The sequence below is a fragment of the Rivibacter subsaxonicus genome (assembly GCF_004217215.1).
Classification (GTDB): Bacteria; Pseudomonadota; Gammaproteobacteria; order Burkholderiales; family Burkholderiaceae_C; genus Rivibacter; species Rivibacter subsaxonicus.
This window is the reverse complement of sequence record NZ_SHKP01000004.1, coordinates 935,342-960,246: the sequence shown is the minus strand read 5'-3', so window position 1 is coordinate 960,246 and position 24,905 is coordinate 935,342. Positions and strand designations below refer to the sequence as shown.

The window sequence follows — 24,905 nt, the reverse complement described above, 5'->3', positions numbered from 1 at the left end:
TGCGCGCCAGAGTCCTCGCATGAACGCCAATCCGCAGGTCATCGTGGTCGGCGCCGGCATCGGCGGCCTCGTCAGCGCGATCGAGCTGGCCCGCGGCGGCGCGCGGGTGCTTTTGCTCGAGCGCGCGGCCCAGCCCGGCGGCAAGCTGCGCGAGATCGAGATCGAGGGCCAGCGGCTCGACGCCGGCCCGACCGTGCTGACGATGCGCTGGGTCTTCGACGAGCTGTTCGCGCGCGCCGGCAGTTCGCTCGAGCGGCACTTGCGGCTGCGGCCGGCGCGCACGCTCGCGCGCCACGCCTGGAGCGCCGAAGAGCGCCTCGATCTGCATGCCGACGTCGAGGCCTCGGTCGACGCGATCGGCCGCTTCGCCGGTGCGGCGGAGGCGCAGCGCTACCGCGAGTTCTGTGCGCGCGCCCGACGCACCTACCGCGCACTCGAAAAGCCGTTCCTGCGCGCCAGCCGGCCCAACCCGATCAGCCTGGTGGCGCGCAGCGGCCTGCGCGGGCTGCCGGAGTTGCTGCGCATCTCGCCGTTTGGCACGCTGTGGAACGCGCTCGGCCAGCATTTCCATGATCCCCGACTACGCCAGCTCTTTGGCCGCTACGCCACCTATTGCGGCTCGTCGCCGTTCCAGGCACCGGCCACGCTGATGCTGGTGGCCCACGCGGAGCAGCAGGGCGTCTGGCTGGTCGACGGCGGCATGCAGCGCCTGGCGCAGGCGTTGACGGCGCTGGCGCGAGGGCTGGGCGTGCAGTTGCGCTGCTCGACCGAGGTGACCGGCCTGGTGCTCGAACGCGAGCGAGTTGCCGGCGTTCTGGTCGCGGACGCAACGACCGGCGACGGCGGCGAGCGCATCGCGGCCGACGCCGTGGTCTTCAACGGCGATGCGAGCGCGTTGGCCGCCGGCCTGCTCGGGGCCGGGCTGCGCGGCGCGGCGCGCGCCACCCGGCCGCAGGCTCGCTCGCTGTCGGCCATGACCTGGAACCTGCTGGCCGACGCACGCGATTCGTTCCCGCTGCAACGCCACAACGTCTTCTTCTCGACCGACTATGCGGCCGAGTTCAAGGCACTGCGCAACGGCCACATGCCCGCCGAGCCGACCGTCTATGTCTGTGCCCAGGACCGCGATGAACGGGGCCTGGCGGCTAGCCATGGTGTCGAGCGCCTGCTGTGCCTGATCAACGCGCCGGCCGGCGGCGACCGGCAGGAGTTCGAGCCCGAGGAGATCGCACGATGCGAACAACGCTGCTTCCACAGGCTCTCGGACTGCGGACTGCGCCTGCAGCGCGACCCGGCGCTAACGCGGATCACGCGCCCGAGCGACTTCAATCGCCTGTTTCCTGCGACCGGGGGAGCGCTCTACGGCCCGGCCTCGCACGGCTGGATGGCCTCGTTCACCCGGCCCGGTTCACGCAGCCGGATTGCGGGCCTGTACCTGGCCGGTGGCAGCGTGCATCCCGGGCCGGGCCTGCCGATGGCGGCACTGTCGGGCCACCAGGCCGCGGCGAGCCTGCTGCAAGACCTGGCTTCGACGCGCCGGTGGCACCCGGTGGCTATGCCTGGTGGTATCTCGACGCGCTGAGCGACGACGGCCGCCACGCACTCACGCTGATCGCCTTCATCGGCAGCGTCTTCTCGCCCTACTACGCGTGGGCGAGGCGCTCGGGTGCCGGTGCCGATCCGCTCGACCACTGTGCGCTCAACGTCGCCCTCTACCGGCTCGACGGCGGTCGCGGCCGCTGGGCGATGACCGAGCGCGGTCGCGGCGCGGTGCAGCGCGAGGCCGGCTCGCTGCAGATCGGGCCGAGTGCGCTGCACTGGGACGGCGACACGCTTTGCATCCGCATCGACGAGGTCGCCGTGCCCTGGCCCGCGCGGGTGCGCGGCGAGATCCGCGTCACGCCGGAGCTGCTGGCCGAGCGCCGTTTCGCGCTCGATCCGCTCGCGCGCCACCATTGGCAGCCGATCGCGCCCCGGGCGCGGGTCGAGTTGCGGCTGGGCGAGCCGGCGCTGCGCTGGCAGGGCCGCGGCTACCTCGACGCCAACTTCGGCACCGAGCCGCTCGAGGCCGGCTTCGCGCGCTGGCAATGGTCACGCGCGGACCTGGGTCAAGGGCACGGCGGCGTGATCTACGAGCTCGAACCCCGCGGCTCGCCGCCGATGAAGCTGGCGCTGCGCTTTGCGCGCGACGGCGGCGTGCAGCCCTTCGATCCACCGCCGGCGGCTGCACTGCGACGCACCGGCTGGCGCATCGATCGCCGCATCGGAAGCGAAGCTCCCTGCTCGCCGGCGTTGCGACGGACGCTCGAAGACACGCCGTTCTACGCCCGCTCGCTTGTGCGGGCGCAATGGCTCGGCGAGCCGGTGGACGTGGTCCACGAAAGCCTGTCGCTCGATCGCTTCCGCGCACCGCTGGTACAGGCGATGCTGCCGTTGCGGATGCCGCGCCGCGGCAGCTGGCGCTAGTCGCTCGCGGGCGGCGGCGGCGTGCGCTGCGCCGCGGCCTTCTCCTGCGCGGCCCGCTCGGCCGCACGCCGGTTCTCGCGTCGCAGATCGATCAGCTGCCACACGCCCCAGGCGATCGGCACCCCGAAGCCGAGCACGATCTCGATGGCGAGCAGCGGCGTGGATTCCATGCTCGCCGCGGGCGCGCTCATGCGCTCGCGCGCAGGGGTGGCTGGCGCTCGAGTCGCTCGAGCCGGTCGAAGAGCTCGATCATCCACACCGCGCGCGCGCCGAGGTGCCACCAGGGTGGCGTCGTCGCATCGGCCGCGGACGGCAGCGACGCCATCTCGCTCACCGCATCCACCAGGAAGCGGTTGGCCGCCAGCACCGGCGCATTGGCCGCGCGCGCGTCGGGCGCCAGCACGACCAGCGCGCGCAGCAGCAGCCGCGCCTTGCGCGCGACCGGCACTACGGCACGCCGGTCCACCGAATTGAGTCCCTGGCGCTCGACCTCGTGCCCGATCTCGGCGTAGAGGAATCGCGCGGCGTTGATGCCGGGCCGGCAACCGAGCGGCAGCGCGGCCACGCCGGCGTCGACGCGGGCATAGAGTCGCTCCGCTTCGTTCAGCACGCGCTTGACCACCGAGGCCAGCGCCGCGTCGAACACCGGCCGGGCCAGCCACGCATCGGGCTCGATGCCGGCCTCGCGCAGCCACTGCAGCGGCAGGTAGACGCGGCCCATGCGAGCATCCTCGCCGACATCGCGCGCGATGTTGGAGAGCTGCATCGCCACGCCGAGGTCGCAGGCCCGCGCCAGCGCCGCCGGGCTGCGCACGCCCATCAGCAGCGCCATCATCGCGCCGACCGCACCGGCCACGCGCGCGGCGTAGTCGTGCAAGGCTTCGATCGTCTCGTAGCGTCGCCCCTGCGCGTCCCATTCCAGGCCCTCGATCAGGGCCTCGGGCAACGCGCGCGGAATCGCGTGGCGCGCGATCACCACCGCCAGCGCGCGATCGGCCGGTGCATCGAGCGGCTGGCCGGCGCAGGCGCACGCCAGGCGCTCGCGCAGCAACGCAATCGCGGCCATCGCGCCGCCCTCGACATCGACCGCGTCGTCGGCGAGCCGGCAGAAGCCGTAGAGCACCGAGGCCGGCTCGCGCACCGCGCGCGGCAGCAGCAGCGAAGCGGCATGGAAGGTGCGCGAGTTGTGCTCGAGCAGTTCGCGGCAGGCGGCCACGTCGGCCGCGTGCAGCCTGCGCTCTGGCGGCGCCGGTGCCGCGCCTTCAGGCGCGAACGAGGGACGCGCGGGCAACAAGCTCGTCTGCATGGGGCACCACCGAATCAAGCACCTTGGCCGAAGACAGCACACCGGGCAGGCCGGCGCCGGGGTGCGTGCCGGCGCCAACCAGGTAGAGACGATCGATCTCCTCGCTCTTGTTGTGCGGCCGGAACCACGCGCTTTGCGTCAACACCGGCTCGAGGCCGAAGGCCGCACCGCGGAACGAGCTCAGCCGGTTCTGGAAGTCCAGTGGCGTCAGCAGGCGCGACGTCGCGATCTCGTCGGCCAGGCCGGGCAGCAGCGTCTGCTCGAGGCGCTGCTGCAGCGCCAGCCGGTAAGGCTCGGCCTGGGTCTTCCAGTCGGTGCCGCTTTGCAGGTGCGGCACCGGCGACAGCACGTAGAAAGCGTCGCAGCCGGGTGGCGCCAGCGCGGGGTCTGTGGCGGTGGGCCGGTGCAGGTAGAGGCTGAAGTCCCGGGCCAGCAGCTTGCGATCGAAGATGTCGCGCAGCAGTTCGCGGTAGCGTGGTCCGAGCAGGATGGTGTGGTGCGCCACGTCCGGGTACTTGCGGCGGGTGCCGAAGTACCAGACGAACAGGCTCATCGAGTAGCGCGATTTCTCGATCTTGCGGTCGGTCCAGCGCTTGCGGTGCTCGGGCGCGAGCAGGCGCTTGTAGGTGAAGGCCGAATCGGCGTTCGACACCACCACGTCGGCCGCGATCGTCTCGCCGGTGCTCAGCCGCACACCGCAGGCAGCGCCCTTGTGTACGAGGATCTGGCTCACCGTCTGCTGGCAGCGCAGCTCGCCGCCCTGCCCTTCGATCAGGCACACGAGCCCCCGGACGAGGCTGCCGGTGCCGCCCATCGCGAAGTGCACGCCGAAGCGCCGTTCGAGAAAGGCGATCAGGCAATAGACCGAGGTCGTCGCGAAGGGATTGCCGCCGACCAGCAGCGACTGGAAGGTGAGCACCACGCGCAGCTTGGGATCGCGCACATGCTTGCAGGCCAGCGAGTAGACGGTTCTGTAGCCCTCGAGCTTGAGCAGTTCGGGCAGCACCCGCGCCATGTCGGCGAACTTGCTGAACGGCACGTGGCCGAGTTGCTCGAAGCCGACCTTGTAGATCGCCTGGCTGGCCGCGAGAAAGCGCTCGTAGCCGGCCACGTCGCCCGGCGCCAGGCGTTCGACCTCGGCGCGCATCGCACCGGCGTCGCCGCTGTAGTCGAAGCTGGTGCCGTCGTCGAAGCGGATCCGGTAGAAGGGGCTGACCGGACGCAGTTCCACGTCGTCGGACAAGGTTCTGCCGCACAGCGCCCACAGCTCCTCGAGCAGGAACGGCGCGGTGATCACGGTCGGGCCGGCGTCGAAGGTGAAGCCGTCCTGGCGGTAGACGTAGGCGCGGCCGCCGGGCGCGTCGAGTTGCTCCAGCACGGTGACGCGATAGCCACGCGCGCCGAGCCGCACCGCCGCCGCCAACCCGCCAAAACCGCTGCCGATGACCACCGCGTGCGGCCGCTCGCGGGTGACAACCCGAGGGAGCTCCGGCACGCTGACTGTCAACATTCGCACATCCTAGGCGCGTCAATCAAACATGACAACTGTCGCCAAACCCTGATGCGCGCGGCTCCAGGGCTGCGGCTGCGCGCCTGGACGGAACCAAGGCCATGAGCGCTGCGAGCGACTTGGGGCGCTCGCCTCAAGCCGCGGCGGTCGAAGCCGCCTGCACCACGGCCAACACCTGTTGCACCACCCGCACCGGCTGCTCCTCGTGCGCGAGGTGGCCCAGGCCAGGCAGCATGATCAGCGTCGACGCCGGCAGCAGCGCATGCACCTGTTGCGCCTGCCGCGGTGGCACGGTGTGGTCGTTGGCGCCGACGATCAGGTGCAGCGGCACGCGCAGCGCCGGCAACTCGCGTCGCAGCGGCTGCAGGTCCCAGTTCGCCATCATCGACAGCGCGCCGGCCGCGTGCGCCGGGCTGCGCACCAGACGGCCATAGAGGGCCATGCCTTCGGCATCGAGCGTCGAGCCGGTGGCGTCGAGCAGGCCCTGCAGCACCGCAGGCCTGGCGGCACGCCGGGCAAAGAGCCGCGGCACCCAGGGCTGGGCTGCCAGCAGCCGCGCGGCCGGGCCGAAGATCCGTCCTGGCAGGCCGCCAAAGGGCAGCAGCGCCGGGTTGACCGCGGCGATCGCCGCCGGCTCGATCAACCGATCGAGGCTCATGCGGATCGCGATCGCGGCGCCGGCCGAATGGCCGAGCACGAAGTTCGGTCGCGCATCGAGCGTCGCCAGCAGCGCTGCCAGCGCACGCGCCATGCCGGGCAAGGACATCTGCGCGCCCGAGGCTGGTGTCGCGCTGAAGGCATGGCCCGGCAAGTCGGGCGCGATCAGATGAAAGCGTGGCGCCAGCAACGGCAGCAGCCCGCGCCACGAATGGGTCGAGGCGCCGGTACCGTGCAGCAGCAGCAGCGTCGGACCCTCGCCTTGCGCCAGCCCCATCTGCTGCACATGCCAGCGCAGCCCGTCGGCCAGCACGAAGCGGCTTGCTACGGCATGCGGCCAGCTCGGGCCGTCGAGCGCCCAGTCGAGCGCCGGGGCGGGATTCATCGTGTCAGCCGGACGCAGCGCGGCCAGCCGCCGGGATCGGCTGGCGCTCGTGCCGTCCGTGCGCGCGCTGGCGGGCACGGAGCCGCGGCACACTCTCCAAAGCCGGGCTGCGCCACCGCGGGGAGCCGCGCTGACGCGATGCGCCAAGCGTGGGGGCAGTCGTCACGGCAGCGCCGTCCGCACCGCCTGCGACAGCAGGTTCGCCTGCGCCTGCGGCAACGCCAGGTAGCTGGCCCCCATCGCCAGCGCCAGCGCGCGCGCGCTGGCCTGCGGTTGCGGTGCCGTGTCGATCAGCAGGCAACCAAACCCGCCGGCCCGCAGCGCGCGAGCCGAGGCTTGCGCGTCTGCGTCGGCACGGGCACGACCGGGGCTGCCGTCGCGCGCGATGTTGGCGCGGCCGTCGGTCAGCAACACCAGCAACGGCGTCTCGCCGCGGCGGCGAATCGCGTCGGCCAGTTGCGCCGCGGCGTCGAGTCCGGCCGCCAGCGGCGTGCCGCCGCCGCCCGGCAGCCCGGCCAGGCTGCGCTTGGCGCGCACCAGCGAGCGGGTCGGCGGCAGCAGCAGTTCGGCGCCAAGACCGCGAAAACCGAGCACCGCGACACGGTCGCGCCGCACGTAGCAGTCGGCGAGCAGAAGCTCGACCGCGCCCTTGGCCTCGGCCAGGCGATGCAGCGCCTGTGAGCCCGAAGCGTCGATCACGAACACGGTGGTGCTGCGGACGCGCTGGCGAAAGCGGGTGGTGCGGAAATCGTCGCTGCGCAGCTGAAGTCGGCCGCTGGCCGCAGGCTGCTCGCGCCGTCGAAGCGCCTGCCAGGGCGCGGCGGCGCGCAGGGTCTCGATCAGGTTGAGCCGTGCGCCGCGCTGCGGTGGGCCGCGCCGCACGCCGACCGGGCGACCGCGCGAACCGCCGGTCTGCAGGGCACCGCTGCGGCCACGCTGACGCGCGCGCGACGCGCCCTGTTCGAGTTGCAGGCGGGCCAGCAGGCCAGCCGGGATTGCGGCCCGGGCCGCGGCCAGCACCAGATCGTCGAGTGCGGTCTCGGTGTCGGCGGGTGACTCCGGGCTCTCAGCCTGAGGCTCGGCGGGCGGCGAAGCCTGCGGCTCGGCGGCTTCCTCGTCAGGGGCTTGCTGCTCGGCCTCGCTCGGCGGCAGCCGCGTCGCACGCGGCGCGAGCACCAGCCGCGCAGCAAGCGCCGTGTCTGCGGCCTGCACGGCGCCGCGCCCGTCCAGCGCGGCGGCTGCGCATGCGCAGCGCAGCGCGAGCCAGGGCGCGCGCAAGGAGTCGATGCCGAGCGCCAGCGCGGCCGCGCACAAGGCCTCGATGCTGGCTTCATCGACGCTGACCGACGCCAGCCGTGCACGTGCAGCTGCGACGTCGCAGGCTACATCGGCACCCGCATCGAAGGCATCGCGCAGCGCCACCTCGCCCAGATCGATGTGGAACGCGAGCCGATCGACCAGCGCCGCCGGTGGTTGCTCCTCGCCGGCGCCTTCGTCGAGCGCGACCAGACCGAAGCGACTCGGGTGGACCTGATGCAAGCCATCGCGCGCCGTGACCACCTCGCCCCTGTCCATCGCCGCGGCGATCCGGGCCGCGGTGCCGGCCTCGAGCCGCTCGGCCATCGCCGCGACCAGGATGCCGCCGTCGACCTCGGCCAACAGGCCGCGCTGGGCAACCGGGCGGCCGGCGCGCAGCGTGGCGGCGAGATCGAGGCCACCGAGCAGGCGCTCGTCGGCGGTGTTCAGCGGCAGCCGGCGCCACGCCACGTCTGCCGGCAGCAGCGCCCGCAGGCTGGCAAGCCACTGGTCGCGCACCGGGCCGGCGCCGGCGCGCAACACCGCGCCACCGCAGCCGACCGGATCGATGGCCAGGATCGCGGCCGCGCTGAGCGCGTCGGACCAGGGAGTGCCGTCTGTGCCCGCGTCGAGCATTGGAGCCAGCCTTGGCGGCGCGCTCAGGCGCCGAATATCTCGACCAGCGCGCGCTCGACGCGCACGCCGGAGCCGGCATCGTCGAGCGGGTTGCGCCGCAGCCGGTGGCGCAACGCCGACGGCGCCACGCGCCGCAACTGCGCGTCGCCCACCGCGGCCTTGCCCTCGAGCGCCGCCAGGGCGCGGGCGGCGCGGATCAGCGTCAGCTCGCCGCGCAGGCCGTCGGTGCCCAGCGCCACGCAGAGTTGCGCGGCGCGCTCGAGTGCAGCGTCGGCCACCGCCACCGAGGGCAGGCGCTCGCGCGCGCCAACGATGCGCTTGCGCAACTTGGCCTCGGCCTTGCTCCAGGCCTCGATGAAGGCGACCGGATCGCGCTCGAAGGCGTCACGGCGCTTGACCACCTCGACCCGCGAGGCGATGTCGCCCGGCGTGCGCACCTCGACCGAAAGCCCGAAGCGGTCGAGCAATTGCGGCCGCAACTCGCCCTCTTCGGGGTTACCGCTGCCGACCAGCACGAAACGCGCCGGATGACGCACCGACAGGCCTTCGCGCTCGACCACGTTCTCGCCCGAGGCGGCGACGTCGATCAGCAGGTCGACCAGGTGGTCCTCGAGCAGATTGACCTCGTCGATGTATAGAAAGCCGCGATGCGCGCGCGCCAGCAGGCCGGGCTCGAAGGCCTTGACGCCCTGTCCGAGCGCGCGCTCGAGGTCGAGCGCGCCGACGACCCGGTCTTCGGTGGCGCCGAGCGGCAGGTCGACCACCGGCACCGGCACCAGGTGCGTCTTGACGCCGGCGCCCTGCTTGCGCGCGGCGCATTCGTCGCAGCCAGTGGCCACCAGTGGATCGCAGCCGTAGCGGCAGCCGACCACCGCGCGCATCTTCGGCAGCAGCGCGGCCAGCGCGCGCACCGCGGTCGACTTGCCGGTGCCGCGATCGCCGAACACCAGCACGCCGCCGACCGACGGATCGACGGCCGCGATCTGGATCGCGAGCTTCATCTCGTCCTGGCCGACGATGGCAGCGAAGGGAAAGTTCATGTGTCGGCAGGCCCTCGTCAATAGTCGTTGTCGGCTTCGTCGTGACGACGGCGCGCGCGCTTGAGCGCCAGCAGGATGAGTACCAGCAGGATCGGGATCGACAGCCCGACCGCGAGGTCCGGATTGATCGCCACGCCACCGGCCTTGAGCGCCTTGGCCAGGTAGCCGACCAGGCCCGCGCAGTAGTAGACGATCGCCGCCACCGACAGCCCCTCGACCGTCTGCTGCAGCCGCAACTGCAGGCGCGCGCGCCGGTTCATCGAGGCCAGCAGCGCCTGGTTCTGGCGCTCGCGCGCGATCTCCACGCGGGTCGACAACAGGCTGCCGGTCTGCGCCACGCGCTCGGACAACGCCTGCATGCGTTGCTCGACGCTGGCCACCGTGGCGACCGCCGGCGTGAAGCGACGCGACATGAACTCGCCGATGGTCTGCAGGCCCGGCAAGCGCTGCTCGCGCAGCTCGGCGATGCGGGTTCGCACCAGTTCGGCATAGGCACGACAGGCACCGAAACGGAACTGACTCGCCGCCAGCCCGCTCTCGATCTCGACGGCCATGCGGGTCAGTTGCTGCTGCAGCGCCTCGTCGTCGCCGCCCTCGGCGGCGATCGCGCCGGTCAGCGCGGCCAGCGATGCTTCGATCGCCTGGATGCATGGCGATTGCCCGCGTGCCACCGGCAGCGCCAGCAGCGCCATCATGTGATAGGACTCGATCTCGAACAGGCGCTGCAACATGCGCCCAGCCTGGCGCGCCGTGAAGCCGCGATCGAGGATCAGGAAGCGCCCGAAGCCGTCGCCGTGGATGCGGAAGTCGGTGAAGACCAGGCCCGCCCCGTCGCCAATCTCGGAGCCGACCACGAGGTTGCTGCCAAAGTGCTCGGCCAGCGACGCCGCGTCGGGCGCTTCGGCACGGCTCGACGTCGACGCCAGCTTGGCATGGGCGGCGTAGACCGTGGTGCCGGGCAGCGCCGCCAGCCAGCCGGGCGGCAAGAAGCCGGCCGCCGGCTCGCTGAACGGTCGTGGGCTGAGCCCCGGCACGACAAAGGTGTAGCCAGAGAACTCGCCGTGGCGTTCCCACTTCAGGCGTAACGGACCGAGCGCGGCGCTGAACTGCGTGAGGCCAGCCGCCGGCGCTTCGACGCCATGAGCCGTGCACAAGGCGGCGAGGTGCGCCAACTCGCGCTCGCGCTGCTCGGGCTCGATCACCAACGCGACGTAGGAGGCGCGCGACGGCACATCCAGCGGCTCCGCCGGGCGGGCGTGCACCTCCTCGGCGAGGGTCAGGCGTTCCGGATGGTCGCGGGGCAACAGCGGCATGCGGTCAGGGCGCGCCTGGCAGGCCGATCACGGGCGACGCGCCAACCCGGATCAGGCCTTCTTGGCCCAGGCGCTGCACCAGCCCTTGCCAGCCACCTGCTTGCCGGCAAACAGCGGGCACATGCCCGCGGCGGCGCCGGCCTTGCCCTGGAACAGGGTGCAGTTGGCGCAGTTCTGGTCGGCCGCGAACTTCGGGAATTTGGCCTTGTCGACGCGCGCGGCGTCGGCCACGTAGCCCAGGGCCGCGGCGGTGGGATCCTTCTCGTCGAGCATCGGGGCCTGCGCCATGGCGCGGCTCCCGACCAGCACTGCGCCGGCAACCGGCAGGATGGTGATGAAACCACGGCGTGAGGTCATGCTTGTCTCCACAGGTATCGACAAACCGTGGGCCGACGAGCTCACGGGCGCGGGGCTGTCTGGCTGCTGGGCAGTTGGATGGCGGCACCGTGGCGCGCAGCTTAGCTCCGTCGCCCCCAGCGACACCCGGTCAAAACCCGAGTGGCTTGCTCGGTGGTAGCCGCGCGGCCACGGTCGCGGCGAGCCGTCGGCGGCCGACCCTAGAATTTCGGCTGGCGCGACCGGGCACGGAACATGGACACCCCAGGCAACCTCTTCATCATCGCGGCCCCGAGCGGGGCCGGGAAATCCAGCCTCGTCAAGGCGCTGCTCGAACTCGACGGCCATCTGGCGGTCTCGATCTCGCACACCACCCGTGCGCCGCGCGGTCAGGAGCAGCATGGCCGCGAGTACTGGTTCGTCGACGAGCCCGAGTTCCGCGCGATGGCCGGGCGCGGCGACTTCTTCGAGTGGGCCGAGGTCCACGGCAATCTCTACGGCACCTCGCGCGCCGCGATCGAGGCCCGGCTCCAGGCCGGCGAGGACGTGGTGCTCGAGATCGATTTCCAGGGCGCGCTGCAGATCAAGCAGCTGTTCGGGCATGCGGTGCTGATCTTCATCCTGCCGCCAAGCTGGGCCGAACTCGAGCAGCGGCTGCGCCGCCGCGGCGAGGACGCCAACGGCGCCATTGGCCAGCGCATGGCCAACGCGCGCGAGGAGGTGGCGCAGGCGCGGCACTTCGATTTCGTCGTCGTCAACGCGGTATTCGAGACCGCTCTCTTCGACCTCAAGACCATCGTTCACGCACAACGGTTAAAATACTCGGCTCAACAGCGCAGCAAGGCCGCCGTGTTCAAGGCGCTCGACCTGCTCTGACCCCGAATTCCCGATCCTCAAGACAGCCACCGGAGTTTTCAGCATGGCCCGCATCACCGTCGAAGACTGCCTGGACAAGATCCCGAACCGCTTCCAGCTCGTGCTGGCCGCCACCTACCGTGCGCGCATGCTGAGCCAGGGCCACGCGCCCCGCGTCGAGACCAAGAACAAGCCCGGCGTCACCGCGCTGCGCGAGATCGCCGAAGGCCTGGTTGGCGTGGAGATGCTCAAGAAGGTGCCGATCTGAGGATCGCGCACGACGCCTGAGCCGCGACGGCCCAGGCCAGCACCAAGGCCCGCCACCCGGCGGGCCTTTTCGTTGGCGTCAACCGGGAGGCCCCTTGGCGCGCTCGCCGGGCATGCTCCGTTACCATTCGCAGATGCCCTCGCGTGCCGTCACCGCCGTTCGCAAGAAGCTCAGTGAAGCGCTGCCGGCCTTCATGCTCGGCGGCGCCGCGGCGCTGAACAAGGGTGGCTCAAACGTCGAAGCCAGCAGTTTTGCCGCGCTGGCCGACAAGCTCGACTACCTCGACAGCGCCGACCTCAAGCAGGTCCGCGCCGCCTACCGCTTTGCCGACGAGGCCCACCTGGGCCAGTTCCGCGCCAGCGGCGAGCCCTACATCACGCACCCGATCGCCGTCGCCGGCCTGTGCGCCGACTGGAAGCTCGACGCGCAGGCGATCCAGGCCGCGCTGATGCACGACGCGATGGAGGATTGCGGCATCACCAAACCGGAGCTGATCGAGCGCTTCGGCGCCCCGGTGGCCGAACTGGTCGACGGCCTCACCAAGCTCGACAAGCTGCAGTTCAGCACGCGCGAGGAAGGCCAGGCGGAGTCCTTCCGCAAGATGCTGCTGGCGATGTCGCGCGACGTGCGCGTCATCCTCATCAAACTCGCCGACCGGCTGCACAACATGCGCACGATGGACGCGATGCCGGCCAACAAGCGCGGCCGCATCGCGCGCGAGACGCTCGAGATCTACGCCCCGATCGCGCACCGGCTGGGCCTCAACCAGAGCTACCGCGAGCTGCAGGAGCTCTCGTTCCGCCATCTGCGGCCGTGGCGCTTCGGCGCGGTCGAAAAGGCGGTCGGCCGAGCGCGCGGTTTCAGGCGCGACATCGTCGATCGCGTGCAGAAGGACGTCGAGCGTGCCTTCAAGGAAGCCAAGCTGCCGGTGCAGGTGTCGGGCCGCGAGAAGACGGTCTACAGCATCTACCGCAAGATGCGCGAGAAGCACCTGAGCTTCGCCCAGGTCAGCGACGTGTTCGGCTTCAGGCTGGTGGTCGGCACGCTGCCCGAGTGCTACCTCGCGCTGGGCGTGCTGCACCAGCTCTACAAGCCGATGCCGGGCCGCTTCAAGGACTACATCGCGATCCCCAAGGCCAACGGCTACCAGTCCTTGCACACCACGCTGGTGAGCCCGCTCGGCACCGCGGTCGAGTTCCAGATCCGCACCGAGCAGATGCACCTGGTGGCCGAGAAGGGCATCGCGGCGCACTGGCTCTACAAGGCGCGCGGCGCGGCCGGCACCGACGCGCAGGCGCTCGGCGCGATGTGGCTGCAGAGCCTGATGGACATCCACGACGAGACGCGTGACGCGGCCGAGTTCCTCGAGCACGTCAAGATCGACCTGTTCCCCGACTCGGTCTATGTCTTCACGCCGATGAGCAAGATCCTGGCGCTGCCGCGCGGCGCCACGCCGGTCGACTTTGCCTACGCGATCCACTCCGACGTCGGCGACCACTGCATCGCCGCCAAAGTCAACGGCGAGTCGGTCGCGCTGCGCACCGAACTGCGCTCGGGCGACGTGGTCGAGGTGATGACGGCGCCGAGCGCCAAGCCCAACCCGGCCTGGTTGAACTTCGTGCGCACCGGCCGCGCGCGCTCCAAGATCCGCCACTACCTCAAGAACATGGAGGGCGAGGAGTCGCAGCGCCTGGGCGAGAAGCTGCTGGCGCAGGCGTTGCGGGCCGAGGGCCTGCAGCTGCCGGCGGGCGACGCCGAGGGCGAAGGCGCCGACGCCCAGCTCTGGACCGCGCTGCTGCGCTGGAGCGCCAGCCGCAACCGCGAGGACCTGATGATCGACATCGGCCTCGGCAAGAAGATCCCGAGCATCGTCGCCAAGCGGCTCGCCATGCTGCTCGGCGAGCGCGGCGCGCGGCCCGATGCGCTGACGCTGACCGCCGGCCGCTTCGTGGCCGACGACGCCCAGCCGGCGCAGGGCACTGTGATCATCGACGGCAGCGAGGGCGCCACGGTGCAGCTGGCGCATTGCTGCCGGCCGATCCCGGGCGACGAGATCACCGGCTACCTCGGCCGCGGCGAGGGCCTGGTGGTGCATGCCGCCGACTGCGGCGTCGCGCGCCGGCTGGCGCAACGCGACAGCGAGCAGTGGATCAAGGTCGAATGGGCCGAGGCGCCGGAGCGTAGCTTCGAGACCTCGGTCAGCGTGCTGGTCGGCAACGGCAAGGGCGTGCTGGCCCAGGTGGCTTCGGCCGTCAGCGGGGCAGAGGCCGACATCGTCCACCTCGACATGGGCGACGATCGTGCCGCCGAGACCACCGAACTGCGCATGCTCATCGCGGTGCGCGACCGGCTGCATCTGGCCGAGGTGCTGCGCACCCTCAAGCGCGCCAGCACCGTGCTGCGCGTGGCGCGCAGCAAGGGTTGATCAGTTCGGGGTTCCGGGCGCCGGGTAGCTGACCACCAGCACCTCGAGCCGCTCGACGCCGCCCGGCGTCGGCAGCGTCACCTCGTCGCCCTCGCGCGCCTTGATCAACGCACGCGCGATCGGCGCCACCCAGCTGACCTCGCCCTTCAGGTTGTCGACCTCGTCGATGCCCTTGATCGTGATCGTGCGCCGCTCGCCCTTGGCGTTGGCGTAGGTGACCGTGGCGCCGAAGAAGATCTGGTCGCTGCCATGGTGCGCACTCGGGTCGGCCACCTCGGCGATGTCGAGCCGCTTGGTGAGAAAGCGGATGCGGCGATCGATCTCGCGCAAGCGCTTCTTGCCATAGAGGTAGTCGCCGTTCTCGCTGCGGTCGCCGTTCTTGGCCGCCCACGAGACGACCTCGACCACCTTCGGCCGCTCGTCGTCCATCAGCTGCATCAGCTCGGCGCGCAGCCGCGCGTAACCCTGCGGCGTGACGTAGTTGCGGGCACCGGCTGGCAGCGCGGGCAACGCGGGACCCGCGTCCTCGTCGTCGTCGAGATCGCCGTCGGGCTCGCGGGTGAAGGCCTTGTTCATCGCACGCCCAGCGTATCAGCAAGCCCGGCGCCGGCGGAGCCGGCACCGAGTTGCCGCAACGCCGGCGCGGACATCTGGCCAAGAACCTCGAGCGCGTGCGCATGCCCCTGTTGCACGACCTGGTCGAAGCGATCCCAGGCCAGCATGCCGACCCGCTCCAGCGGCGGATTGAAATAGAGGTCGGTCAGCTTCTTCGCCTCGCGCTGGCGCGACATGCTGTAGAGGATCGTGACGTTCATCAGGTAGGCCGGCAGCGAAGGCAGCCGGTAGCGCCGCTGCTTGCGGGGTCGCAGCCGGTCGCGCAACAGGGCCCAGGTGCCGGGCATGTCGTCGTGCTCGATGCGACGCAGCTTGCGGAAGTTGAGGTCGACGCCGATCACCTTGCCGACCCCGCGCATGCGGCGCATCACGTCGACCGGGAAGTTGTTGAAGGTGCCGCCGTCGCAGAGCAGGTCGCCGTCCTCGATCACCGGCGGCAGCGCGCCAGGAATGGCGGTGCTCGACAGCAGCGCCCTGGCCAGGTTGCCGTGGTGCACCACCTGCTCGCTGGCCTTGGAGTAGTTGGTGGCGACGCAGTAGAAGTTGCGCCACAGGTCTTCGACATCGGCATCGACGCCGAGCAGCTCTTGAATCGCCTGGGAAATCAGGCGACGCAGGCGCTGGCCCTTGATCAGCGAGACCATCGGCAGCAGGTTGAAGTCGCCGGTCGGGTGGTCGCCGAAGGCCTTGCGCGCATGCGCGGTAATCGCCGCCAGCGGCTGGTCGCAGGCGATGTAGGTGCCCATCGCGGCACCGATGCTGGTGCCGCCGACCACGTCGATCTCGATGCCGTGCTCCTGCAGCGCGCGGTAGACGCCGAGGTGGGCAAAGCCGCGCGCGCCGCCGCCGGCCAGCACCATGCCGATCGCGGTGCGGCTCTGCAGGCGCGCCAGGCGCGCCATGTCGCGCGCCAGCGCCGGACGGATGTGCACATGATCGGCCAGCGGGCGCCGCGCCAGCCATTCGCGCGTGCCACGCGGCGACAGCCGGTCGGCCGGATGCAGCAGCACCAGGATCTCGGCGGCCTCGGTGCGCGGCGGCCGCCGCAGCAGGCACTCGTCCTCGATCGCATGCACGCGCGGCGGCTGGTCGGCGTCTGCGAGCAGCAGCAACTCGTCGCAGTGGCGGCTGCAGCGATGGGTCCAGGTGGTCGGCGTGGCATCGCCAAGGAGCAACACGAAGTCGTTCCCGGCCTCGATCTCGTCGAGCCGCATCGCGATGCGGCGATTGGCCTCGGTGTCGCCCTGGGCGCGGTGAGTGATGCCGGGCTGCTGCAGGTCGGCGTCGAGACTGGCCGAATCGACCACCGCGACCCGACCCATTGCCTGCAGTTGCTTGGCCAATTCGCGACCGAAGCTCGAGATGTCGACGCCATCGCTGATCGGCAGCAGTCCGATCGCGACCGGCCGGTCGAGCGCGGAGCGCGACTGCTCGGTGCGCAGGCGCTGGATGATCTGCCGGGTCAGCGCGATCGACACCTGCGAGCTGCTCGACAGCAGCCGGTTGAACTCGGCCTTGCCCAGGCGCACCAGCACCGAATCGCGGATCGCCACCACCGTGGCCGAGCGCGGCTCGTCGGTGTAGAGGCTCATCTCGCCGAGGATCTGGCCACGCGACATGTCGCGCACCATGCGCTGCGACCCGTCGTCGTCGGCGATGTAGGCACGCAAGCGGCCGCTGACCAGCAGGTACATCGAGTCGCCCGGCTCGCCCTGCCGGATCAGGGACTCGCCACCGACGATCTCGACCCACTCCAGGTGCTCACGCAGCAATTGCGCCGAGGCAGCGTCGATTTCTCCGAAGCAGGCGCGCAGGTGCTGCATCAGCAGCGCGTCCTGGTAATGCTGGGGTGAGGCGACCTGGTCCATGAACCCTCGGGCTTTGCTTCGTTGTCATGGCCCGGGGGCAATGCGGCGCAGGCTGCGCTGCCGGGCGATTCAATGTACCCGAGGGTTTGCGGCATCGCATGTTGCGGCCCGGCCTGCTTTCGGGGTGGTGTCGCCTTGCACTCAGCCAAGGTCCTCGTGCAGGCACAGGATGTTGCCCTCGGGATCCTCGAACCAGGCCGCCTTCTCCGAGCCGAGCACGCAGACATGCTCGACGGTCTTGAGGCCGGGCAGGTCGTAGTCGGCGAACACCACGCCGCGCGCCACCAGTTGCGCGACCGCAGCACCGATGTCGGCGACCCGGAAGCTCAGCGCCGTGTGCGTGGCCTGGGTGCCCTCGGGCTTGGGAAACAGCGCGATCTCGGTGCCGCCGCAGCGGTAGACGAACTTGCCGTCGGGCTTGCCGCCGACGATCTCGAGTCCGAGCGCCTGCTCGTAGAAGCGTCGGGCGCGGGCCAGGTCCTTGACCGGCAGCATGCAGGTCGCCTCGCTGCTCGGGAAGGTGGCTGGCTCCGCTGCACGCCCTGCGGCCGAAGCGGGTTGATTGGGGGGCGACAGACTCATTGCGGTCTCCTTGCGGCATCGGTCACGACAGGCCCTCTTGTAGGCATCGGCACCGGCCACGGCCATACGCAGTCTTGCGTAAACGCGACGCGGGCACGGGTAGCATCGCGGCCATTTCGCGCATCCCGCGCCGATGGAGCCTGTTCATGCATCGAGCCGTTCGCCGGCCCGGCCGGCGTCGCCTGGTCGACCTGATCCTTGGTGGCGCGGCCGCCGCCTTCGCGCTCGCGGCCTCGGCCGCGGGCCTGCCGCCGGCCGCGCCCAGCCAGCCAGTGACCGAGGTGCTGCACGGCGTCAGCGTCGCCGATCCCTACCGCAATCTCGAGAACGTCAAGAGCCCAGCGACCCAGGCCTGGCTCAAGGCGCAGGGCGAGTACGGCGCCGAGCAACTGGCGCGCATCGCCGGGCGCGACGAACTCACGCAGCGCGTCGAGGCGCTGGCCAAGGCCTCGGGCGACGTGGTGCGCGGCGTGATGCGCATGCCCGGCGACCGCATCTACTACATGAAGCGCAAGGCCGGCACCAGCCAGCTCAAGCTGATGATGCGCGAGGGGCTGAACGGTCCCGAGCGCGTGCTGGTCGACCCCGAGCAACTGGCCAAGGCCACTGGCGTGCCCCACGCCATCAACTACTTCATGCCCTCGTGGGACGGCAAGACACTGGCCTACGGCATCTCGGCCGGCGGCTCGGAGAACGCCTCGCTGCACCTGCTCGACATCGCCAGCGGCAAGGCAATCGGCCAGCCGATCCCGCGCGTTCAGCAGGGCCAGGTGCACTGGACGCCCGACAGCCGCAGCCTCAGCTACAACCAGGTGCGCGAACTGCCGCCCGGCGCGCCGGAGACCGAGACCTACCTCGACACCACCGTGTTCCTGCTGAAGGCCGGCGATCCCGAATCGAAGGCGCGGCCGCTGTTCGGCCCGCTGCTCAACAAGGAACTCAAGCTCGACCGGCTCGACGTGGCCGAGGTGATCTTTGCGGCGGACAGCCGCTACATGATCGCGCGCACCACCGACACCACCGTGCCCGAGGGCCGGCTGTACGTGGCCCCGATCAGCGACCTGGGTCGCAAGAACATCGGCTGGCGCCAGATCTCGGGCTTCGACGACAAGATCACCGCGGTCGAACTGCGCGGCGACACGCTGTACCTGCGCACCTACGCCGGCGCGCCGCGCGGCCGCGTGCTCGCGCTGCCGCTCAAGGACCCGGTGCTGGCCAGGGCCGTGACCGTGGTGCCGCAGCCCGAGACCGGCGTGCTGCAGTCCTTCAGCCTCGACCGCGACGCGATCTACACCGAGGTGCAGCAGGGCTTCAACACGCGGGTGCTGCGCCACGCCAAGGGCCAGGTCGGCCCGGGCAAGGACATCGCGCCCGGCCTGGCCGGCTCGACCTTCATGGCCGCCGATCCGGCCCATGCCGAGCGCGAGCCCTGGGTCGGCACGAGCACCTGGACCGAGCCGCCGCGGGTGATCGCGGTCGGCAGCGACGGCGCCACGCGCGACACCGGCCTGCTCGCCGCGACCCGCCCACCCGGCGCGCCGGAGATCGAGGTCTCGGAGGTACTCGTCACCAGCCACGACGGCACCAAGGTGCCGCTGGCGATACTGCGCCGCAAGGGCCTGCCGCTGGACGGCAACAACCCGACGCTGCTGGTCGGCTACGGCGCCTACGGGCTGTCGTTCGAGTCCTTCTTCGATCCGCGCAGCATCGCCTGGCTCGAGCGCGGCGGCGTGCTGGCCTACGCCAACGTGCGTGGCAGCGGCGCCTACGGCAACGACTGGTATCGCGCCGGCTTCAAGGCCACCAAGCCCAACACCTGGAAGGACGGCCTGGCTGCCGCGCGCTACCTGATCGACCAGGGTTACGCCTCGCCCAAGACCCTGGGTATCTGGGGCACCAGCGCCGGTGGCATCTTCGTCGGTCGCGGCATCACCACCGCGCCCGATCTTTTCGCGGCGGCGATCTTCGACGTCGGCATCATGGACGCGGTGCGCGCCGAGGAGTCGGCCAACGGCATCACCAACATCTCGGAGTTCGGCTCGGCCAGGAACCCGGCCGAGTTTCCGGCGCTGCTCGAGATGAGCACCTACCACCAGATCAAGGATGGCACGGCCTACCCGGCGGTGATGTTCATCCACGGCCTCAACGACCCGCGCGTGGACGTGTGGCACAGCGCCAAGGCCGCGGCCCGGCTGCAGGCCGCGAGCAACAGCGGCAAGCCGGTGCTGATGCGGCTCGATGGCCAGGCCGGGCATGGCGTGGGCAGCACCGCCCAGCAGGGCTACAGCAAGCTGGCCGACATCTACAGCTTCCTGCTGTGGCAGTTCGGCAAGACGACGCAGAAGCCCTGACCGGGGCTCCGCGCCCGGCTCAGGAGCCGGGCCGGGCGTCGCTCGAGACGCGCCTGAAGAACTCGAGGATGCCGGCCTCGCCCATGCTGCGTGCATCGGCGAGTTCGCCGGCGCGCGTGGCGTAGAGCACCTGGTTCGCGGGCGAGAGCACGACGACCGCGGGGATGCCCTTCTTGAGCGGCACGCCGTAGCTCGTCGCCACGTCGAGATTGCGGTCGAAGCGACCGACGTCGATCTTGACGACCCTGAACTCGCGCGTGATCAGCGGCGCGCTGCTGCCGCCCTTCATCGCCAGGTCGAGCACCTTGCAGTCGCCGCACCAGTTGGCCCCGAACACGAGCAGCACCGGCACCCGTGCATCGGCCGCCTGCGACAGCGCCTGGCGGATCTCGGCCCTGGCGTCGGCCGCCTCGTTGTACGGCCCCTCCGCGGCAACGGCGGCGGTCGCCGCCAGCAGGAAGGCAAAGGCGGCAAGCAGTGATTTCATGATCGTTGGCTTGTGGCGGTCCAATGAAAAACGCCCCGACCGTTTGCACGGTCGAGGCGCTTCATTTCTTCTTCTTCGTTTCTTCTTGTTCTGGTGCGGCTGGCAGGATTCGAACCCACGACCCCTTGGTTCGTAGCCAAGTACTCTATCCAACTGAGCTACAGCCGCGCTGAGCCTCGCAGTATAGCAGTGTTTTCCAGAGTGTCACCAGCCACTGCGAGCAAATCGGCGCAAAGATGCCTTCAGGGCAAGGCCGCCGCGCTGCGGAAAGCGCGGCCGGCGCGCTCGTGGTCGTCATCGCGTTCGGCCATCGCCGCCAGCAGCAGCCAGGCCTCGCGCCGCGCGCCCGACTCGAGGTCGGCGCTGGCAGCGGCCGGTTCGAGCAGTTGGCGCGCCTTGCCCCACAGCTCGCGCGATGCAAAGGCGCGCCCGACCGCGTAGCCGATCGCGGCGTCTCCGGGGTAAGCCTGCAGCGCCGACTCCAGGCGCGGCAGCCACTCGGGACCGATGCCCTCGACCGCGCGCGCCAGCGCCAGCGCCAACTCACGCCGCTCGTCGGCCGGCAGTTCGGCGAGCCGGTCCCAGAACGGCCGCAGCCACGCACGCGCTTCCTCCGGCACGCCGAGCGCGACCAGGTGCTGCGCCGCGCGTGCCGCGACCAGCACGTCGCGCCGGTCCGCAGTCTCGAACTCGCGCCAGACGCGCTTTAGCTGATCGACATCACGCGTCGCGTCGATCGCCTCGCCGGCCAGCGCGCGTAACAGCCCCTGCGCCGCGGCGGCCGAGAAGGCCTGGTGCTTGGCGAGCAGCCGCGCGGTTCGCAGCGCCTCGACCGGTTGCTGCGCCAGTCGCGCGGCCTGCAGCTTCAGGCGCAGCGCCTGGGTGCGACGCGAAACACCGGGCGGCAACTGGGCCAGCAGTTCGAGCGTGCGGCGCGCGTTGCGATCGTCCAGCGCCCATTCGGCGGCCAGCAGTTGGGCGCCCTCCTCGGCCGCGCGCGCGCCGGCGCTCTGCGCGATCGCCAGCGCGCGTTCGAGTTGCTCGTCGCGCCGCACGCGGTCCTGCAGCCGGTGCAGGCTGCCCGCGGCCAGCAGGTGGCCGAGCGCGGTGAACTCGCGGTCGCTGGCGAGCTCCGGCGTGTCGGCCTGGATCGCGACGGCGCGCTGCGCCGCCTTGTGGGCGCGGCCGTAGCGACCACCGAAGAACTGCGCGATGCTGTCGCGCAGCGCGGCCTGCGCGGTGCGGTCGCGCCTTGCCACGCGCCATTCGCGCGCCCGGCGCGGCATGCCGGCGAGCGCGGTGATTCCCTGCAGCAGGATGTTGCCGGCAATGAGCGCCAGCACCAGCAGCAGGATGAAGAAGTTCAGCGACAGGTCCAGGCGCCAGGGCGCCCAGTAGATGGTCACCGTGTTGTCGTTGCTGCCGAGCAGCGTCGCTGCCAGCGCCGCCAAACCCGCCAGCAACAACAGCCAGATCACCGTGCGCATGCGCAATCCCGGTCGAATGAACGGCGTGAGACGCCGGGCCGCGGGCAAGGCGCGTGCGGCGTCATCATTTCCCGGCCGCGGCGGCGGCCAGCGCAGCGAGCGTTTCGTCGGGCCGCGGCACGCCGCCCTGGCGCGCCTGCTGCTGCGCGTTGCGCAGCGTCTCGAGCAGCGCCTGGGTGCGCTTGGCGTTGCGGTCGAAGTAGCGCTCGAGCATGGCGATGCTGGCCTGCAGGTCGCTCTGCGCAATGTCGAACTGGCGGCTGAGCACCGCCAGCCGCGCGTTGAGCAGCTTGAGCTTGAGGTTCTCGCGCACGAAGTAGCTTTGCTCGGGAGCGAGCAGCATGGCGTCGGGCTGGTCGATGCGCGTGAGGCGCACCAGCGAGCGGGTCTCGTGCCACAGCGCATCGAGCCAGCCGCCGATGCCGGCCGGCAGCCAGGCCCTGATCGGCGCCGAGGCCGATCCGGTCGGCGGCGACGCCGCCCCGGCGCGCACGGGCGCGCGCGCCACCTTCGGCTCCGCGCGCGGCTCCATCGCCAGCAGCGGGGCCTCATCGGCCAGGCGCACCGCCTCGTCGAGCCGCAACGCCAGCGTCGCGACATCGACCACCCCGGCGGCCTTGACGCGATCGAGGTCGCGCGCGATGGCGCGCCGGATCGGCTGCAGCCGCGGCTGGTCGACGCGCGCCAGGCGCTCCTCGGCAGCCTTCAGCGCCACCACCAGCGGCTCGGCGCTGCCGGTGATCGCGGTCTGCTGCAGCGCCACGCGCAAGCCGGCATCGAGGTCGGCGACCAGGTTCTCGTCGCGCGAACGCGCCAGCTGATGAATCAGTTCATCGAGCTGTCCGCGCTGCAGCGCCACCTCGGCCAGCCGCGTCTCGAGCAGGGTCGACTTGGCGATCGCCTCGCGCGCGCTTTCCTGCGCCTGCTTGGCCAGCAGGCGCGCCTCGGTGGCCTGGGCGCCGCTGTCGTCCTGGCGCTTCACCAGTTCCTGCTCGAGCGATCGAACGCGCTGCTTGACGCTCCAGGCAAACAGGCCGACGCCGAGCGCGGCGGCCAGCGCCAGCCAGACGATCCAGCGCGCCCAGCCGCCGGTTGCGGGGGGCGATGCGGCAGCCGTCTCGGCGGCAGCGGGGGGTGCGGGGAACTCGCTCACGATGCGGGAAATTCTATAGACGGGGTCGGGGTGCGGCGGCCGGGTCCGGGCCAGGCGTCGATACAGCGCCGCAGCGAATCGGCATCGCCGGCGCAAACCGGTACCGGATCGAAGCCTGCCGCGCGCGCGCGCTCGGCAATGCGCGGATGGGTCGCGATCGCCGCGCCAGGCGCCGCCGGCAGCGTCATGCCGGCGCCTTGCGAGATCGTGCGCAGGTGGTCCAGCGCCTCGGCGCTGGCAAACAGCCAGACATGCCGCGACGGCGCGGCGAGCGCGGTGCGCAACAGCGCCAGCTCGCGCTGCGACAGCAGCGCCGGCCCGCGCCGGTAGACCGCCTGCAGTTGCACCTCGGCGCCCGCTTCGGTGAGCGTGGCCGCCAGCCATTCGCGTCCGACGCCGGCATCGACGAGGGGCGCGCCGGCATCGACGAGGGGCGCGCCGGCATCGGCCCCGCGCAGCACCAGCACGCGTGCCGTGCGCCAGTCGAGGCGCGGGGCAAGCGCGGCCCAGAGCGCCTCGGAATCCTGGTTGCCGCCGGCGGCCGGTGCCACGACCTGCGCCGCAGGAACGCCGGCCGCCTGCAGCGCGACCGCGGTGCCGGGGCCGGGCGCGGCGGCCAGCACGCCGGCCGGCCAGTTCGCTCCGGTCGGCCGCTCCTTGAAGAAATGCGCCACCGCGTTCTGGCTGACAAAGACGAGCAGCTGCCAGCGCTCGAGCGTGCCCCACAGCGAGCGCACCGGCGCCGCGTTTGCCAGCGGCGTGATGCCGATCAGCGGCAACGCCGCGGCCTCGACGCCGGCATCGCTGAGCGCGCGCACCGCCGGCTCGGCCTGTGCCGCCGGCCGCGTCACGAGCAACAGCCGGCGCGGCGACTCGCTCATCGCGCCGGCGCGATCAATGCGCTGCCGCCGCTGGCCAGCAGCCGCGCCGCGACCTCGCGGCCGAGCGCCTCGGCCGCCGCGGTGTCGCGCACCTCGGCGCGGCCATCGGCCAGCACCGGCGCGATGCCGGCTGCGCCGTCGTGGGCACCGAGCAAGGTGTGCAGCTCGAGCCGGCCATCAGCCGCAAAGCGGGCATGCGCCGCCAGCGGCATCGAGCAGCTGCCACCGAGCGCGCGCGCCACCGCGCGTTCGGCATGGGTTGCGAGCCAGGCCCGATCGTCGACCAGCGCGCGCACCGCGGCCCACAGCAGCGGGTGGCGCTGCTCGGCATCGGCGCGGAGCTCGATGCCGAGCGCGCCCTGGCCGGCAGCAGGGATCATCTGGTCGGCCTCGAACACGGCGCGGATCCGGTCGCCGAGGCCGAGCCGCTTGAGGCCGGCCGCGGCCAGCACGATGCCGTCGTACTGGCCCTCGTCGAGCTTGCGCAGCCGGGTGTCGAGGTTGCCGCGCAGCGGCTCGATGCGCAGCTGCGGCCAGCGCGCCGCGAGCTGCACCTGGCGGCGCAGGCTCGAGGTGCCGATCACCGCGCCGGCGGGCAGCTCGGCCGGGCCCGCATGGCGCGCCGAGACCCAGGCGTCGCGCGGATCCTCGCGCTCGAGCACCGCGGCCAGCACGAAGCCGGCCGGCATCTCCATCGGCACGTCCTTCAGCGAATGCACCGCCAGGTGGGCGGCGCCGCTCTCGAGCGCGGTCTCGAGCTCCTTCACGAACAGGCCCTTGCCGCCGACCTTGCTGAGCGTGCGGTCGAGGATCTGGTCGCCGCGGGTCGTCATGCCGAGCAGCTCGACCGGGGCCGCCAGGCGCGCGCCGAGCAGCGCCTTCACATGCTCGGCCTGCCACAGCGCGAGCCGGCTTTCGCGGGTCGCGATGACCCAGCGGCCGGGGGCTTGAGGAAAAACTTCAGTCATCCGGCCGATGCTAGCAGCGG

The 24,905-nt window shown here is 71.4% G+C and carries 22 protein-coding genes and 1 tRNA gene; 6 read left to right on the top strand and 17 right to left on the bottom strand.

Annotated features, from left to right (window positions below):
* Window positions 1-19: 19 nt before the first annotated feature.
* Both crtD and EV670_RS04420 read left to right on the top strand, forming a co-directional pair.
* Window positions 20-1,582 (top strand): 1-hydroxycarotenoid 3,4-desaturase CrtD, encoded by a 1,563-nt coding sequence (crtD, locus tag EV670_RS04425; RefSeq protein WP_130430571.1) that lies wholly within the window; start codon window positions 20-22, stop codon window positions 1,580-1,582.
* Window positions 1,540-2,466 (top strand): carotenoid 1,2-hydratase, encoded by a 927-nt coding sequence (locus EV670_RS04420; RefSeq protein WP_130430570.1) that lies wholly within the window; start codon window positions 1,540-1,542, stop codon window positions 2,464-2,466. Before crtD ends, EV670_RS04420 begins: the two co-directional genes overlap by 43 nt.
* Here EV670_RS04420 and EV670_RS04415 read toward each other — a convergent pair.
* The 8 genes from EV670_RS04415 to EV670_RS04380 all read right to left on the bottom strand — a co-directional run bounded on the left by EV670_RS04415 (window position 2,463) and on the right by EV670_RS04380 (window position 10,966).
* Window positions 2,463-2,657: a hypothetical protein gene (locus EV670_RS04415; protein WP_130430569.1), complete on the bottom strand. Its 195-nt coding sequence runs from the start codon at window positions 2,655-2,657 to the stop codon at window positions 2,463-2,465. The two genes, EV670_RS04420 and EV670_RS04415, sit on opposite strands and share 4 nt — an antisense overlap.
* Window positions 2,654-3,772, bottom strand: coding sequence for a phytoene/squalene synthase family protein (locus tag EV670_RS04410; protein WP_130430568.1), 1,119 nt, complete (start codon window positions 3,770-3,772; stop codon window positions 2,654-2,656). The genes EV670_RS04415 and EV670_RS04410 overlap by 4 nt, the downstream gene beginning before the upstream one ends.
* Window positions 3,729-5,282, bottom strand: a complete 1,554-nt coding sequence (locus tag EV670_RS04405; protein ID WP_130430567.1) for a phytoene desaturase — start codon at window positions 5,280-5,282, stop codon at window positions 3,729-3,731. The genes EV670_RS04410 and EV670_RS04405 overlap by 44 nt, the downstream gene beginning before the upstream one ends.
* A 133-nt stretch (window positions 5,283-5,415) precedes the next feature.
* Window positions 5,416-6,324, bottom strand: a complete 909-nt coding sequence (bchO, locus tag EV670_RS04400; protein ID WP_130430566.1) for an alpha/beta fold hydrolase BchO — start codon at window positions 6,322-6,324, stop codon at window positions 5,416-5,418.
* Window positions 6,325-6,486: 162 nt separating this feature from the next.
* Window positions 6,487-8,256, bottom strand: coding sequence for a magnesium chelatase subunit D (locus EV670_RS04395; protein WP_130430565.1), 1,770 nt, complete (start codon window positions 8,254-8,256; stop codon window positions 6,487-6,489).
* A gap of 23 nt (window positions 8,257-8,279) precedes the next feature.
* The gene (bchI, locus tag EV670_RS04390; RefSeq protein WP_130430564.1) at window positions 8,280-9,296 is read right to left on the bottom strand and encodes a magnesium chelatase ATPase subunit I; all 1,017 of its coding nucleotides are present in this window, start codon (window positions 9,294-9,296) and stop codon (window positions 8,280-8,282) included.
* Between the two features lie 17 nt (window positions 9,297-9,313).
* Complete coding sequence (locus EV670_RS04385) at window positions 9,314-10,609, bottom strand: DUF3422 family protein (RefSeq protein WP_130430563.1); 1,296 nt, start codon at window positions 10,607-10,609, stop codon at window positions 9,314-9,316.
* A gap of 51 nt (window positions 10,610-10,660) precedes the next feature.
* Entirely contained in the window at window positions 10,661-10,966 is a 306-nt protein-coding gene (locus EV670_RS04380) for a high-potential iron-sulfur protein (RefSeq protein ID WP_130430562.1), read from the bottom strand.
* Window positions 10,967-11,200: 234 nt separating this feature from the next.
* Here EV670_RS04380 and gmk point away from each other — a divergent pair, with 234 nt between their 5' ends.
* The 3 genes from gmk (at window position 11,201) to EV670_RS04365 (ending at window position 14,493) form a co-directional block, all read left to right on the top strand.
* Complete coding sequence (gene gmk / locus EV670_RS04375; protein ID WP_130430561.1) at window positions 11,201-11,821, top strand: guanylate kinase; 621 nt, start codon at window positions 11,201-11,203, stop codon at window positions 11,819-11,821.
* 43 nt (window positions 11,822-11,864) lie between these two features.
* Window positions 11,865-12,068: a DNA-directed RNA polymerase subunit omega gene (gene rpoZ / locus EV670_RS04370; protein WP_130430560.1), complete on the top strand. Its 204-nt coding sequence runs from the start codon at window positions 11,865-11,867 to the stop codon at window positions 12,066-12,068.
* A 133-nt stretch (window positions 12,069-12,201) separates the two neighbouring features.
* Complete coding sequence (locus EV670_RS04365; protein ID WP_130430559.1) at window positions 12,202-14,493, top strand: RelA/SpoT family protein; 2,292 nt, start codon at window positions 12,202-12,204, stop codon at window positions 14,491-14,493.
* Here EV670_RS04365 and greB read toward each other — a convergent pair whose 3' ends face one another.
* The 3 genes from greB to EV670_RS04350 all read right to left on the bottom strand — a co-directional run bounded on the left by greB (window position 14,494) and on the right by EV670_RS04350 (window position 17,471).
* A complete protein-coding gene (gene greB, locus EV670_RS04360; RefSeq protein WP_130430558.1) occupies window positions 14,494-15,069 on the bottom strand; it encodes a transcription elongation factor GreB in 576 nt (191 codons plus the stop codon). It lies immediately after the preceding gene.
* A complete protein-coding gene (locus tag EV670_RS04355; RefSeq protein ID WP_130430557.1) occupies window positions 15,066-16,976 on the bottom strand; it encodes a patatin-like phospholipase family protein in 1,911 nt (636 codons plus the stop codon). The genes greB and EV670_RS04355 overlap by 4 nt, the downstream gene beginning before the upstream one ends.
* Before the next feature lie 141 nt (window positions 16,977-17,117).
* Window positions 17,118-17,471 (bottom strand): VOC family protein, encoded by a 354-nt coding sequence (locus EV670_RS04350; protein WP_242616859.1) that lies wholly within the window; start codon window positions 17,469-17,471, stop codon window positions 17,118-17,120.
* A gap of 233 nt (window positions 17,472-17,704) precedes the next feature.
* Here EV670_RS04350 and EV670_RS04345 point away from each other — a divergent pair, with 233 nt between their 5' ends.
* A complete protein-coding gene (locus EV670_RS04345) occupies window positions 17,705-19,909 on the top strand; it encodes a prolyl oligopeptidase family serine peptidase (protein ID WP_130430555.1) in 2,205 nt (734 codons plus the stop codon).
* A 19-nt stretch (window positions 19,910-19,928) separates the two neighbouring features.
* On the opposite strand, the gene EV670_RS04340 is transcribed toward EV670_RS04345, so the two are convergent.
* The 6 genes from EV670_RS04340 to hemC all read right to left on the bottom strand — a co-directional run bounded on the left by EV670_RS04340 (window position 19,929) and on the right by hemC (window position 24,885).
* Window positions 19,929-20,396: a thioredoxin family protein gene (locus tag EV670_RS04340; RefSeq protein ID WP_130430554.1), complete on the bottom strand. Its 468-nt coding sequence runs from the start codon at window positions 20,394-20,396 to the stop codon at window positions 19,929-19,931.
* 91 nt (window positions 20,397-20,487) lie between these two features.
* Window positions 20,488-20,564, bottom strand: a tRNA-Arg gene (locus EV670_RS04335).
* Window positions 20,565-20,638: 74 nt separating this feature from the next.
* Window positions 20,639-21,883 (bottom strand): heme biosynthesis HemY N-terminal domain-containing protein, encoded by a 1,245-nt coding sequence (locus tag EV670_RS04330; RefSeq protein WP_130430553.1) that lies wholly within the window; start codon window positions 21,881-21,883, stop codon window positions 20,639-20,641.
* A 64-nt stretch (window positions 21,884-21,947) separates the two neighbouring features.
* A complete protein-coding gene (locus EV670_RS04325) occupies window positions 21,948-23,036 on the bottom strand; it encodes a uroporphyrinogen-III C-methyltransferase (RefSeq protein ID WP_242616830.1) in 1,089 nt (362 codons plus the stop codon).
* The gene (locus EV670_RS04320; RefSeq protein ID WP_130430552.1) at window positions 23,033-23,917 is read right to left on the bottom strand and encodes a uroporphyrinogen-III synthase; all 885 of its coding nucleotides are present in this window, start codon (window positions 23,915-23,917) and stop codon (window positions 23,033-23,035) included. Before EV670_RS04320 ends, EV670_RS04325 begins: the two co-directional genes overlap by 4 nt.
* Window positions 23,914-24,885, bottom strand: coding sequence for a hydroxymethylbilane synthase (gene hemC / locus EV670_RS04315; RefSeq protein WP_130430551.1), 972 nt, complete (start codon window positions 24,883-24,885; stop codon window positions 23,914-23,916). Before hemC ends, EV670_RS04320 begins: the two co-directional genes overlap by 4 nt.
* Between the last annotated feature and the right edge of the window lie 20 nt (window positions 24,886-24,905).

Bases quoted from the DNA above. Each gene is read 5' to 3' on its own strand.
- crtD (WP_130430571.1), top strand. From the start codon at position 20: ATGAACGCCAATCCGCAGGTCATCGTGGTCGGCGCCGGCATCGGCGGC.
- EV670_RS04415 (WP_130430569.1), bottom strand. From the start codon at position 2,657: ATGAGCGCGCCCGCGGCGAGCATGGAATCCACGCCGCTGCTCGCCATC.
- EV670_RS04410 (WP_130430568.1), bottom strand. From the start codon at position 3,772: ATGCAGACGAGCTTGTTGCCCGCGCGTCCCTCGTTCGCGCCTGAAGGC.
- EV670_RS04405 (WP_130430567.1), bottom strand. From the start codon at position 5,282: ATGTTGACAGTCAGCGTGCCGGAGCTCCCTCGGGTTGTCACCCGCGAG.
- bchO (WP_130430566.1), bottom strand. From the start codon at position 6,324: ATGAATCCCGCCCCGGCGCTCGACTGGGCGCTCGACGGCCCGAGCTGG.
- EV670_RS04395 (WP_130430565.1), bottom strand. From the start codon at position 8,256: ATGCTCGACGCGGGCACAGACGGCACTCCCTGGTCCGACGCGCTCAGC.
- bchI (WP_130430564.1), bottom strand. From the start codon at position 9,296: ATGAACTTTCCCTTCGCTGCCATCGTCGGCCAGGACGAGATGAAGCTC.
- EV670_RS04385 (WP_130430563.1), bottom strand. From the start codon at position 10,609: ATGCCGCTGTTGCCCCGCGACCATCCGGAACGCCTGACCCTCGCCGAG.
- EV670_RS04380 (WP_130430562.1), bottom strand. From the start codon at position 10,966: ATGACCTCACGCCGTGGTTTCATCACCATCCTGCCGGTTGCCGGCGCA.
- gmk (WP_130430561.1), top strand. From the start codon at position 11,201: ATGGACACCCCAGGCAACCTCTTCATCATCGCGGCCCCGAGCGGGGCC.
- rpoZ (WP_130430560.1), top strand. From the start codon at position 11,865: ATGGCCCGCATCACCGTCGAAGACTGCCTGGACAAGATCCCGAACCGC.
- EV670_RS04365 (WP_130430559.1), top strand. From the start codon at position 12,202: ATGCCCTCGCGTGCCGTCACCGCCGTTCGCAAGAAGCTCAGTGAAGCG.
- greB (WP_130430558.1), bottom strand. From the start codon at position 15,069: ATGAACAAGGCCTTCACCCGCGAGCCCGACGGCGATCTCGACGACGAC.
- EV670_RS04355 (WP_130430557.1), bottom strand. From the start codon at position 16,976: ATGGACCAGGTCGCCTCACCCCAGCATTACCAGGACGCGCTGCTGATG.
- EV670_RS04350 (WP_242616859.1), bottom strand. From the start codon at position 17,471: ATGCTGCCGGTCAAGGACCTGGCCCGCGCCCGACGCTTCTACGAGCAG.
- EV670_RS04345 (WP_130430555.1), top strand. From the start codon at position 17,705: ATGCATCGAGCCGTTCGCCGGCCCGGCCGGCGTCGCCTGGTCGACCTG.
- EV670_RS04340 (WP_130430554.1), bottom strand. From the start codon at position 20,396: ATGAAATCACTGCTTGCCGCCTTTGCCTTCCTGCTGGCGGCGACCGCC.
- EV670_RS04330 (WP_130430553.1), bottom strand. From the start codon at position 21,883: ATGCGCACGGTGATCTGGCTGTTGTTGCTGGCGGGTTTGGCGGCGCTG.
- EV670_RS04320 (WP_130430552.1), bottom strand. From the start codon at position 23,917: ATGAGCGAGTCGCCGCGCCGGCTGTTGCTCGTGACGCGGCCGGCGGCA.
- hemC (WP_130430551.1), bottom strand. From the start codon at position 24,885: ATGACTGAAGTTTTTCCTCAAGCCCCCGGCCGCTGGGTCATCGCGACC.